The sequence below is a fragment of the Lepagella muris genome (assembly GCF_004793975.1).
In the GTDB taxonomy this organism is placed as follows: Bacteria; Bacteroidota; Bacteroidia; order Bacteroidales; family Muribaculaceae; genus Lepagella; species Lepagella muris.
The window spans coordinates 83892-97098 of the sequence record NZ_SRYB01000007.1 but is presented as its reverse complement, the minus strand read 5'-3'; the positions used below and the strand labels follow the sequence as shown (position 1 = coordinate 97098).

General features: G+C 46.5%; 9 protein-coding genes. 1 reads left to right on the top strand and 8 read right to left on the bottom strand.

The features are described 5' to 3' along the window. Nucleotide 1 precedes the first annotated feature (1 nt). From E5331_RS06630 to E5331_RS06595, 8 genes are all read right to left on the bottom strand, one after another. Nucleotides 2-1360: an ATP-binding protein gene (locus E5331_RS06630; protein ID WP_123484725.1), complete on the bottom strand. Its 1359-nt coding sequence runs from the start codon at nucleotides 1358-1360 to the stop codon at nucleotides 2-4. Nucleotides 1361-1647: 287 nt separating this feature from the next. Further along, complete coding sequence (locus E5331_RS06625) at nucleotides 1648-3930, bottom strand: TonB-dependent receptor plug domain-containing protein (protein WP_135984146.1); 2283 nt, start codon at nucleotides 3928-3930, stop codon at nucleotides 1648-1650. 226 nt (nucleotides 3931-4156) lie between these two features. After that, nucleotides 4157-4423, bottom strand: coding sequence for a hypothetical protein (locus tag E5331_RS06620; protein ID WP_123483721.1), 267 nt, complete (start codon nucleotides 4421-4423; stop codon nucleotides 4157-4159). A gap of 1 nt (nucleotide 4424) precedes the next feature. Then, nucleotides 4425-6617 carry a peptidase domain-containing ABC transporter gene (locus tag E5331_RS06615; RefSeq protein ID WP_135984144.1) on the bottom strand — a complete coding sequence of 731 codons (2193 nt, stop codon included), beginning with the start codon at nucleotides 6615-6617 and terminating at the stop codon, nucleotides 4425-4427. A gap of 17 nt (nucleotides 6618-6634) precedes the next feature. Continuing rightward, nucleotides 6635-8908, bottom strand: coding sequence for a TonB-dependent receptor (locus E5331_RS06610; protein WP_123483719.1), 2274 nt, complete (start codon nucleotides 8906-8908; stop codon nucleotides 6635-6637). 84 nt (nucleotides 8909-8992) lie between these two features. Continuing rightward, nucleotides 8993-10315 carry a radical SAM/SPASM domain-containing protein gene (locus tag E5331_RS06605; protein WP_123483718.1) on the bottom strand — a complete coding sequence of 441 codons (1323 nt, stop codon included), beginning with the start codon at nucleotides 10313-10315 and terminating at the stop codon, nucleotides 8993-8995. 68 nt (nucleotides 10316-10383) lie between these two features. Then, nucleotides 10384-10623: a hypothetical protein gene (locus E5331_RS06600; protein ID WP_123483717.1), complete on the bottom strand. Its 240-nt coding sequence runs from the start codon at nucleotides 10621-10623 to the stop codon at nucleotides 10384-10386. Between the two features lie 182 nt (nucleotides 10624-10805). Further along, entirely contained in the window at nucleotides 10806-11156 is a 351-nt protein-coding gene (locus E5331_RS06595) for a hypothetical protein (RefSeq protein ID WP_123483716.1), read from the bottom strand. A gap of 263 nt (nucleotides 11157-11419) precedes the next feature. Between E5331_RS06595 and E5331_RS06590 the strand changes: the two genes are divergently transcribed. Beyond that, on the top strand, nucleotides 11420-13183 hold the full coding sequence (locus E5331_RS06590; RefSeq protein WP_135984142.1) for a hypothetical protein: 1764 nt from the start codon (nucleotides 11420-11422) through the stop codon (nucleotides 13181-13183). Nucleotides 13184-13207 lie beyond the last annotated feature (24 nt).

Sequence of the window (13207 nt, the reverse complement as noted above, 5' to 3'; positions counted from 1 at the left end):
GTTATATCAGAAGCGGTTCCGCAGGTGCTGATGCGTCAAGAAACATGACATAGTAGACAGGCATGTATACAATCCCTTTGGGACCGGTGCTAACTTCACGGGTATTGCTGAACACAATGCCCCTATCTATTCCATAATCCTTGACACTGAGGAAACGCGTCAGAGCACTGTGGACCGTGTAGTCTTTCCCGGATTTCACCTCCACTGGGAGAGGACTCAATGTCGCGTAGTCATTGATTATAAAATCCACTTCGCCAACCTTGCGGTTGTCGTAGTAGAACAGTCTGTGACCATGAGCCTGTAGCTCCTGCGCCACCACGCTCTCATATACAGAACCTAAGTTGACACTACGCTCATCATTAAGCACAGGAGCCACATTATAGCGGAACAACAGATTGGTCAACATGCCGACATCATTCATGTATAGTTTCACCAGATTCTTGACAAGGGACTCCACCAACGGGAATTTGGGATTCGATATGGCGTCAACCCCCAATGCAATACCCGACGACAGGAGATACTCAAACTCTTCCCGGTATTGCGAGAAGCGTGCCCCTTTCCTATCGTCTATCTCCTTTGCCACAAGACGTTTTTTCTTATTTTCCATCTGTGAGGGCAACATCTCATATATTCTCCGGATACGCAACCGTTTTCCATAATCCTCTTCATACTTTGATGCGTCTGCGAGATACATTCTATGGATATCCTCCTGAACCTGACGAATCTCCGACATATTATGGGTGCCGATATATGCATTGACAGCATCCGGCATACCACCTACAAGCAGATACCGTCTGAAAAGATCCATCACCCGGTTATGCAAACCTTCCATTACCGACTCATGTTGAAGAAATTTCTGTTTCATGACAGCCAAAACATCTGCACCAAAGTCATTGGCAATAAGAAATTCCTCGAAATCGAGTGGATACATCTCTTTTCGCACTACGCTGCCGACCGGCAACGAGGTTGTATCTCGTAGGGAAAGACCCAGAAAACTTCCGCTGGCAATGAAGGAGTAGCGTCTATCTTCCCTAAGGAATTTAAGCCATGTGATGTATTGGGGATATTCCTGTATCTCGTCAAGAAATATCAGTGTATCAGAGCAGTCTCCGAGACGACTCCCGTACATGGATGACAGAAGAAGATAGAAATCTTCTACCGATCTCACATTCTTGAAAATTTGCAGGCCTTCATTGTCCTTCACAAAATTCAGTTCTATGAAATTCGGAAACAATTCCTCACCCACATTACGTATGATATACGATTTACCAACCTGACGTGCGCCCTCGACAAGAAGAATCTTGTCTGAACCCGACGACAGATGATTGGCGATAGTCTTTCTTATCTTACGGAACAACATAAAATTCACTTTTAAGATTACTTAGCAATCTCTAAGATTGTTAATTTAGTTACTTAACTCCGCAAAATTACACTTTTCAAATAATTTCAGCAATAAAAAATACACTTTTCAAACTTTTTCAACCCGTTTTTTTTACACTTTTCAAAATATTCAGAGTTATGGAACACACGAAGAAAAGAAAGAAATAAAAGAAATTTTAATATAATTTACTCAAAATCAATTTCTTTTATTTCTTATATTTCTTCGTGCTAATCCCTTCTTGTGATTATCCGATGAAATGCCGACATTCAATCCTTCTCTGACTCGAAGGTCATGCTTCCGGATTTGCGAGGCGTGCGTCCCTTGCTGAACACATACTGTATGTTGACCAACGCCTTCCATGACGTGCCTTTCCAGAAATCCTCCGACCTTTCGTAACGGAAATCAGGCGTGATGATTGACGTGCGGTCAACGTGCGGAAGAAGATGCAGCGGAAGATTGACACCGACATTCACCTTCAGTCGGTTGTTGAGAAACATCTTGGAGCAGGAGAGGAAGCACGTCTCCCAATGCGTCTTCTCAACACCCTGCGGCAACGGCATACGGTCATCCCGAAGGAAAAGGTTCGCGCTCAGGATATAGTCACTCTTGAATATGTTCCAGTTGGCCGACACGTCAAAGTAAAATGTGCGTCCATGATTCACGGTGCCGTCGGTCTTACGGGAATACCACTGGCAATTGGTGTTGACGTCAATATCCACCTCTCCGGAAAGCTCCTTCGAGAACAGGAGTCCGGCATACTGGTGGATGAAGCGTGTGTTGATGTAGGAGCCGACAATCGAGGGTTCAGCCGTGTCAGAGAGTGCGAAGGAGGTGGCGACATCGTTGGAGGAATGGCGGAACATGTATGTGAGAGTGAAATTACGCCACAGTTTCAGGCGCGTCTCCAGATAATTCATCGTGGATGCCTCAAGGCCCGGATTGCCCGACTGCCACACACGGTCGGATACGAGCCAGCGTTGCGCGGAGAGCCTGTCAAGGTTCGGATAGAACGTCGATGAATAATACTCCACGCTCAGCGCAAGATTCCTCATTGGCTCCCAATGCAGGTTAACCCTCGGAAGGAAGGTCTGCTGATGGCTGGAGGTCTCGTCATTACGGGCGAGTATGTCAAGATACGACACACCCACATTCCCGGAGAATGAACCGTGGCTGAATCTGAAGTCTACAACCGGACGGTGACGGTTCTCCATATACGCCACCGCTGACCCGTGATTGTTGACGGTGTTGTAGTTGCGGTGTGTATATTCGTATGAGACATTGAGCGAAAGGCTTTTGTTGAGCTTGAAATATGCCTCGGCGTACCCATTCATATAGTCCTTGTCCCCATCCACGGAGGTCATGCCGTAGTCGCCACCCTTGCGGATATCCTGCCATTGACGTATATCATACCAGTTGTAGGTTACATCAGCCGACAGTGAAAACCTCTTCGACACGGAGTTGCGGTATGAGATTCCGGCAACATAATTGTTGGTCTCATAGCGGCTGTCAATGTCGGTTATGCCGGATTCACCGGAAATGATACTCTGTGATGACTCACGAGTATGGTTGTCGGCATGGTCATAGAGGAACTGGGCGGTCAGGGTCTGACGTGGGGTGAGGCGTACCGACACCCCGGCATTCCCCAGCCATTTGCGCCTGTTCCCATCCTTGTCGGGGTCATCCACGGGTGACATCGGACGTGTGACCGTTGTCTTGCCGAATATGTCGAGGTCGCTCCCGGTGTTGGAGGTGGAGGTGCCTCGCGTGAACTCACCTGATATGAAATAGTTCCAACGCCTGTAGGATGAGGCAAGGTTGGCGGATAACGTCTCATTGTCAGTAGGCACACCGCTAAGGAATTGGAAATACCGTCCGTTGAGATTTATGTCAATCCCCTCATACCCCTTCTTCAGCACGATGTTGAGTATGGCGGGATATTGGGAATAGCGTCCCGAACTGTTGCGGATGAACTCCATGCTCTTTATGCGTGCCGGATTTATGGAGCGGTAGTATGACTGCGACACCTCCTGCCCGTCAACGATAATCTTTATGTCGGTCGCACTTCCTGCACTCACCGATTCGGATATCGGGTCAACTATGAATCCCGGCAGCTTGTTGATCAGGTCCATGGCATTTATCGTATTGCGACGCATCTGATCCGTGATTATGAATGTCTGCACATTCCCCTTTGTGGTGACTGTCGATGCCGACACAGTGATGCCTTCAAGCTCCACCGACGAGTAAGGCTCCAGCCTTATGACCACCTCCTTGAGGGATGCAAGGGAATCCACCGATAAGATTGAGCCGATATATCCGGCACATTCCACAGCCACACTGTCCGGCTTCATGTCGGACTCAATGCAGAACTCACCTTCTGCACCGCTCTGAGCAACAGCCAACACCGAGTCAGTCTTGGAGATAGCCTTTATTGTGGAATACGGCAGACCCACATTGGTATATCCGTCAGTCACCTTTCCGGAAATCCTATAAGCGTGGATAGCGACAGAGGAGTATGCAGCAACGAGAATCAGAGGGATAATCGGTTTCATAATATTGATTTATCAATGATTAAAATAAAATCCTTTCTATAATGACAATCCAACCGCAAAATAATTACACTAATCTCCAAAAAATTACAATCCCCATTCTCTTGATATGCACGAAGAAATGAAAGAAAATAAAGAAATCTTTTTATTATAAAATTGAATACTAATCCTTTAATTTAAAAAATTTCTTTTATTTCTTATGTTTCTTCGTGCTAATCCCTTCATGTGATTATCCTATGAAATGCCGGAGGATAGATTCCCCGTTGGAGTAGGGATAGGGCAACAGGCATACGGCTGCCACCAATCCGATGAATACGATTGCGATGATGGCAGTGCCCCACCTCACCAGTGAGGGTGGTATCTCTCCGAGCAGTTCCCTCACCTTCTCCGAGCGGAGCCCGATGTTGTCATGGTTGTCCTTATCCATCGTCACAACCGTCTTGTCTATCCTCTTGTCAGTTGCCATATTTGTCTTATTATCTGTATCTATCTTCATATCAGTTGCCTAATTCAAGCTGGTTCTTCACAAGATTGTAGTATGCCCCTTTCCTCTCAATGAGGGAATCGTGGTTCCCGGTCTCGACGACACGTCCACCGTCAAGCACGATTATGCGGTCGGCATTCCTGACCGTGGAGAGACGGTGCGCCACGACAACAACCGTGCGCCCCCTGTAGAACACGTCAAGGTTCTCCACAATGGCACGTTCATTCCTCGCATCAAGAGCATTCGTCGCCTCATCAAGGAATATGAAATCCGGATTCCTGTAGACGGCACGCGCTATGAGTATGCGCTGCTTCTGTCCCTGACTCAGACCCACGCCGTCTCGTCCGATTTTCGTGTCATATTTCAACGGAAGCGACATCACATAATCATCTATGCACGCTATGCGTGCCGCTTCACGCAGACGTTCCGGATCAATCTCATTGTCATCCACGGCAATATTCCTCGCTATCGACTCGGAGAATATCACCCCGTCCTGCATCACGACACCGCAGTGCCGACGCCACCATTTGAGGTTGTACTCGTTTATATTGCGTCCCGCTATCGAGATACTACCCGACATGACAGGATAATATCCAAGCATGAGTTTTATGAGTGTGGTCTTCCCGCTTCCGGATGCACCGACAATAGCTGTCACCTTCCCATCCGGAATATCGAATGATATACCCTCCAGTGTATTCTTCAGTGCGTGAGGGTCATACTTGAAGTCAATTGAATCCACCGCGATTGATTTTTCAGAAGCAAATCCGGTAGCCTGATTCTCCTGAGTCTCCTCGTTCCTCCCCTCATGTATCTCATTGATACGTTCAAGCGATATCCGCACATCCTGCAGCGAGTAGATGAACTGCATGAACTGCGACACGGGGGAGTTCAGCTGCCCGATTATATACTGCACGGCGAGCATCTCCCCGAGCGTCATCTGCCCCTCTATGACAGCCGTTGCTGCAAGCACCGTGATAATAATATTCTTCACCTCATTGATGAAGATACTCCCTGCCTCCTGCGTCTGCTGGAGCTTCAGCGACTTCATCTGCACCGCAAACAGGTCTGCCTGTGTGTCCTCCCATTCCATACGTCGACGACGCTCGCAATCCTGAAGCTTTATCTCCTGCATGGAGGTGATGAACTGGTATGTCCGGTTCTGGTTGATTGCCTGCCTCTCGAAAAGCTCATAATCCAGCACCTTCCTGCGACTCAGGAACATGGCGATCCAGCCCCCGTAACCCACACTGCATATCGTGAACACAAGGAATATGAGCCGGTTATAGACGAGCAGCACGATGCCGAATATGATGAAACTGAGGAATGAGAAGATGATGTTGAGGGTCTGTCCCGTAAGGAAGTTCTGCACACGGCTGTGGTCCCCGATACGTTGCAGCAAATCCCCCATCAGCTTCGTGTCAAAGAACGACATTGGCAGTTTAAGCAGCTTGATGAAGAAGTCGCTGACAAGCGATATGTTGATGCGCATGGAGATATGAAGGAGCAGCCATCGGCGGATGAAATCCGTGGCTGTGCGCCCGATGACAATCATCAGCTCACCGAGAAGCACAAGCCATATAAAGCCTATATCCTCATGCCTGATACCGATATCCACAATCGACTGCGTGAGGAAGGGCATTATCAGTTGCAGCAGACAGCCCAACAGCAGACCGAGAAATATCTGAAAGAAATACCTCTTATATTGCCGCAGATACCCCATCATGAAACGGAAGGAACGTCGCTCCGGCTTCTCCTCCATTATGCTGCCGAACCTCTCGTTCGGTTCAAGGAAGAGTGCAACTCCCTTGCGTTCCCCACCGGAGACGGTGCTGAGCCATTGGTCTGAAAATTCCTCCCTGTCCAGTCGGCGCAAACCTTTGCCCGGATCCGCGATATGGAAGCGTCTGCCGTTTCTTGAAATCCTGTGAAGCACCACAAAATGATTCTGGTTCCAGTGTAGGATACATGGAAGGGGGGCTTCTGACAATTGGCTGATGGTGACTTTCGCCGCCATAGTATCCAACCCAAGGGTATTTGCCGCCTGTGATATTCCGAGCATTGAGACACCCTCCGTGGTGGCGTGGCAATATTGCCCTATAAAATCAAGGGTATAGTCGGCACCGAAGTGACGGCACACCATTGTGAGTGCCGCCACCCCGCACTGCATCGAGTCCAATTGTCTTTGGAAGATGACTTTACGTTTCATTCCAATAATTCACTATATCAAAGATTGGGAATCTTGTCTGCAATCTTATATTTGGCATTCTTACGCAAGGTCCAGGATATCAGTATCCATGGGCGCAGACTCTCGCTTTTGTAGCGTATGTCTGACATCTTGAAATATTCCCCTTTCTCGGTCGTTGTCACCATGCGTCTCACACCCCAGAAATATGGCAGCCCCAAGGTCAGTTGGAGAGGCTTTACCGGTCGCCATGTAAGCTGTATATGGGCTGTCAGTGGGTTCCTGTATCTGGTGATGGAGTATGGTGAGTAATCCCTGTTGCGCCAATTAATATCTGCATATATGAAGAATTTGCCAAAAGTCCAAATTCCATTTCCACCAAGGATGAAGGAATGCCTGTAACCCTGTCCCTGATAACGTTCGTTCAAGGATTCCACATTTGCCATTATCTTCAGTGACCCAAATCTTACTGTCGCGCTCACGCCAATGGAATAGGAATGATACACCCCGTTATTGCGGTAGGTATGCACCGAAACATTCTCCTCATTGCGGATATAAGATTCAATCATGTCGCTTTTCCTTCGGTATACGCCGTATCCATTAAGACGGATTTTTGAAAAGCTCTTGTCGTAATTCAGCCTGACCGTCTGTATCCTCATCGGCACAAGGTAGGGGTTCCCCTCAATGCGGACCCACGGGTCGACCGACGTGTTGAATCTCTGCATGTAAGCCGACGGCGGCAACGAATTGTTCATTGTATATGAACCGCGGATCTTCCTGTCCTTCCCGAGCCGCCATGTGACGGAGCCCGATATCCTCGGTCTCCACCATCCGGTGCGGGCATTCTCCGCATTGATGTCCATATACTGGATTCCGGCTGACAGCATCATGTACACACGCTCCCAATTGTGATTATATGAGATATATGTGTAGTTGCTCTGCTGTATCAGGCGTCTGCGCTCATTGGGTTCTGTGACCAGGCTGCGGACCCTGTCACGCGTGTACCTGTACTCGTTGCCGGCGGAGAGACTCCCGAATCTACGCTCTGATGAATTATAGTCAACCGAGGCTACATACTGGTCACGGACAGATTTCTGGAAATTCCAATAGACTGAGGTCTCTTCCTCCTCATCCGGTTCTGTGATTGTCTCATCGTTACGGTTATCCTCATCATAAAATCCCCGGTTGTAGTGGAAATAGGATGTCAACTGATCCTTGTTGCTGAAAGTGTGTTCATAATAGGCAGCCGCCAACATTCCTCCGTCAACAATCCTGTTCTTTTGTGTGGACGAGAGGTTCTCGACGGATGTGCTGTTGTAGAACCCGGTGGCGGTCACGGACTGGTCAGTGTGCCCATCCTTACCCTTCACGGTTGCCGCGAAGTAGTTGTCCTTCGTCGGGATCCACTTCATCATCAGGTAACCGTCCCAGCCGAGCATGTCCGACAAGCCGGACGCGTGACTCTCCTTGGAATTGTCACCGAGCCTCTCCTCCGTGGTGGAGATGACCTTGTCCTTGTGCAGGTACTTGCCGAACAGGTTTCCGGATACGGCAAACCTGGGGGTACCGAACTCGAAGTTGGCTCCCCCGAACCCCTCCCTGGGAGGGATGTCGTGTCTTGTCCTTGCCTCGACGTAGGTGTAGGAGGGGACGTCTCTCTTCAGGGTGATGTTCACGATGGAGGAGAACCCCATCTGAAGGTATTTCGCGTTGGTCACCTCCATGACCTCCACCGACTCTATGAATCTCGGGTCGATCGGGTTAACCCCGGAATTTAGATATTTGCCATCTATAAGGATGAGGGGTGATGAGCCGTCCCTTGTCCTGATAGACTGGTTGGCGACATTGACGTCAAGTATGGGGATCTCCGAGAGCGCCATGTAGGGGTCCCCCGAGGCCTTTGCCTGCCGTGAGAGTCTGAAGACCTCCCCTGTCGCCGTTGTCCTTGAGGATGTGTTGCCCGTCACTGTCAGTTCCTGGAGCATCCGTGAGTTGGTGACGAGCCGGATGTCGAGTGTCGTGTCGCCGGTCAGGGTCAGCTGCCTCTCCCAGTCCTTGTATCCCAATGCGTTGACAGAGATCCCGTAGCTTCCTGCACCGGGCAGCGTGAGACTGAAGTCCGGTACGGATACTGACAGAGACTGCACCGGGGAGCCGACGGAATCGCTCACCGAGATATTCCCTGTTGTGAAGGAGCCGTCATCAGTGGTTATGCGGCAGTCTACCCTTATCAGCGAGTGTGCCTCTCCCGCCAATACCGCGTATAGAAATATCAACATCTTGAGCAGGGAGTCTATGTTCTTTACTTTGTACATAGTAATTTTTGATTGGGTCAATGGATTTAATCGATATGGTCTGTTACTGAAGGAAATGGGTGTAACGGCATGATTATTTCATAATCATGCCGTTGTGGCACCTGCTCTGATGATTCCCCTTTTTGTCATCTCGGCCTTAAATTGTATCAGGGCATACTCCTCCATACTCATTCTTTGGGATTTAAGGAAACAGTCCTCATCTTTCCATCCGGGTGTCTTTTTCCTGCAGGGACCGCCGCAGGATGGAAACATCTGGCAGGTATGGCATCCTGAGGGTATCCCCTCGTTAGAAAGATAGGCGATTTTACTCTCATCCCAGATTACATTGCCGTTGTTACAATCAAGTTGACCTAATGCATTATCATTGTCAAAACGTTTGATTGTCGTACATTTGTATATATTCCCGTCAAAATTTATTGTTATCTGATTCCTGCGGTCGGCAAAGCATACACCTCCCTGACTGTAATAGTCCAATATAAAATTTCTATCAAGTATTTTGTCAATGCACCTGTTGACAATATCTGGCGATATGGATTCGGAATCGATTTGCCAGACTTTTTTTAGGATTATCTTTGTTCGTTTTCTGTCAAGGTCATCCAACTTTTCCAGTATCTCATCAAATCGATTCAGGGTCTCACCATCAAAATTTATCCTGACAGCGACAAATGAATTTTGGATTGTTTCCTGTATCCTGTGTATATTGTTTATTGTCATTGCAAATGAGTCCGGATCACCATATCTGGGTTTCTTGATGCGGTTATGCTGTTCCTTATTACCGTCAAGGGTGATCTGGAACATGCAGGTGCACTCCCTGATCGTGTCAAGGACTGTTCTTGTTATCAGTGTACCGTTTGTGGTGAAGTCAAGGATGAGAGAGACTGTGTTCAGGAGGCAGAAATTCCTGCAGAACTCCACGATACGTTGAATCGCCATGGGACGCAGGAACGGTTCTCCACCAAAAAAAGAGACCTTCAGGACCTTATAGGGATTGGAGTCATAATGAGTTTTAATATTTTTGCAGACAGCATCTGTCACTTCCGTAGACATTGCACTGCCCGGTATCTTATTCTCATAGCAGTACCAGCAGTCAAGATTACAATCCAATGTCGGGTTAACAATGACATGGTATAGTTCAGAGTCATTCCGTGATGAATTCATTTGCTTGATGATCCTCTCCCTGTATTCCTCACTATTCTCCCGGATTATGAATTGACCATCCAGCAGACGCCGGAATATATCAGGATGGGTTTCTGATAAGGAGGACAAGCATTTCTCCTGGTTATATATGATATTGGCTATACCGGAATTCAAAAGGATATGGCTTCCATCCACAAAGTTAGTCAACAGACAGATGTCGTCTGTGATTTTTTGGGTTATGACGAAGGGATTCAGTTCATATTCATTCATTGTCTCTTTTTTTATAGTCAGCCCTACAGTCTGGTAGGACTGACTAATTTCACAGATTTTTGCGGCTATCACACGTCCTCGCAATGAACTTTATTGTTGATTTGTGCGCAATTAACTTTATTGTTGATCACTGAGCAATTCACTCCATTGTTGATGACATCACAATTGATGCCATTGTTGATTTCATCGCAATTTCTCCCGTTGTCAATTTCCTTGTCCCCATCATCGGGCTCGCTTACTCCTCCAAAGATTTGTGACATCCCGTCTCTGGATATCTCTTCAAGAAGGTCTTTTGATAAAAAATACATAATTTAAAAAATTTAGTTTGTGAATATTTATCCCTTTGTTAAATTATGAATAAATGATCATTATCCATAGCTGAAACAAAAGGAAATTTGTTAATATGGAAATTCAAAAAATGATATTTAATTGTGACATCATTGGTATTCTTATACTCAGTATAATTATGAGTATATGGATTTTTAACATTTTAAAATATTATCTCACCATCTGCATACCAGCTATCAGACTGGATGAGGATTGTGTATGTGCCGGGATCATCCGGAATGTTTAGGGTTGAGTTAAGCACTGGGGAATAGCTGACGATTGTCCCTGCTGCATTATATACGAACACTTCGGCTGCTATTGTTTCCGGTGCCGTCACTTCCATTATATGAGTGTCGGTATCATACACCACATGTAACGGTATTCGCATTGGTGCACGTTCCTCCTTAGAGGGATTCCGTTTATTGTGGTTCGTTATTATGATTTCCTCCTTGTCGGCAAATGTCGAGATTGAGAATGAGAAGAGGAACATACATAAAAGGATAAGTTTCTTCATGATGATTCAAGTTATTTTTGTTTGATTCGGTGCAAAGTTAAATAAAAAAGCATTTAACAGCAAGAAAAAAAATTTAACGGAGTGATTTTTATTTTTATGATTATCAATAATATATAAATTTATTTTTTTAGCAATATTTAACAGGACCACTTTTTTATTAACGGCTGACGGGCATCCGGTCAGCATTATTATAGGCTAAAATATTGTATTCCATCAAATTTTGCTTAATTTTGCACTTAAATCATAAAAATCAGTCCATATTTATGAAATATCCTATACATATAGCATTACTCATCTTTGTTCTTCTGATTTTCTTATCTATCTCTGTTGGATGCAACAGAGGTGAGAAGAATGAAGCGAGTCAACAGATGAATATAGCGGAAAATCTTCTTGATACAGCACCCGACAGTGCATTGATTATTCTTGATGCGATCAAAGAGGATGAATTATACAATCGGGAGATGAAGGCAAGACATTCCTTGCTGAAGTCAATGGCTTTGGATAAGAGATATATCGATACGACAACTTTTGATGTGCTTCAACCGGCAATCAACTACTATCTTGAAAACGGCTCTCCCGATGAGAGGTTGCGAACCTTATATTATCAAGGACGAATATTCCGAAACAGAGGGGAGGATGACAAGGCGATGGAGACATATATGTATGCGTCGGAAGTCAAGGGTATAACCGATTCATTGACTTTCGCCCATCTCCTTGTGGCAAAGTCTGTGCTATATGACCGACAATATAAACTGAAGGAGGAAGCTGAAATCAGACTGATCGCTGCGCCGATATATGAATCATTACATAAAATGCGTCCCGCTGTAAGAAGTTATACTAATGCACTGGTGAACAATGTTATACTTGAAGAGAAATCGCGGGCAGACAGCATATTGAAGGTCTGTCAACGATTGGTGAAGGAGTATCCCGAAACGGAGGAGGATTTCCTACCGTCGTATATAACCTACATAATGACGTATGGCTCAGATTCGGAAAAGAGAGAGCTGCTTGACAATTATTGCGCCACGGATTCATCCAAGACCATGCGGCTCAGCAGGGCTTACGGCTACTCCACTTTAGGAGAGGGGGAGAAAGCATTGGAATGCCTCAAAGGGATTGAATTGGAACCTACCGATTCATTGAGGTATTTCTCGGTAATGAAATCTGCATACGAGAGTATCGGTGACTTCCGCAAGGCGTTGGACTGCCAGGTGAATTTTACCCGACATTTGGCAAGGTATGACACCAACCTTTTTGAAAGCGACCTACTGTTTGCCGAGAAGAAATACGCGCTTGAGATCAGCAATCTCATGGAGAAGCAGAAGCGATATTCTATTATATGGGTATCTGTCATTACGTTCCTATTCCTATCATTGGTATCCGCCACCTTGTATTATCTCTTCAGGGATATGAAATCAAAGAAAGCCATGGGCGATATGGAGATTAAGACGGTTCAGAAAGAGAAAGAGAATAGCGAGCTACAGAGGATTGCTGCCGAGAATGCACTGGAGCGTCAGGCTCTCGAACTGGAGAACCTACGTCTGGAGAAATCTCAATTGGAGGATGAGATGGAGCATCTCGGCACATTGCTTGAACAGGATCGGAAACTTTCGTCGGAGATGCAGGAGACTATAAGGAAACGTCTTGATATGCTCAATTCTCGACTTGCAATGGAGATTACGAATAATGAATCATACGCCATACCTTACAAGAAATGGATTGAGTCGGTAAAAAGGGATAAGAAGGAGTTCATGGATTCCACACGTATGACTTTCACCGCTTCACATCCGCATTTCATACGCCATCTCACGGAGCATGGGCTTGACGAGGATGAGATCAACTATGCCTGTCTTTATGCCCTCGGTCTGAGGGGGAAGGATGTCGGCAACTACATTGAGCTGAAACGCCATTACAACGTCAGCACCACCATACGCAGGAAACTCGGCATTGATGACAATCAATCCACTCTCCACGTCTATCTCCGCAAACTCCTACATTCTAAATTAAAAAAACAGCGGAGGGATTGACGGTCGTCAATCCCTCCGTTGTTT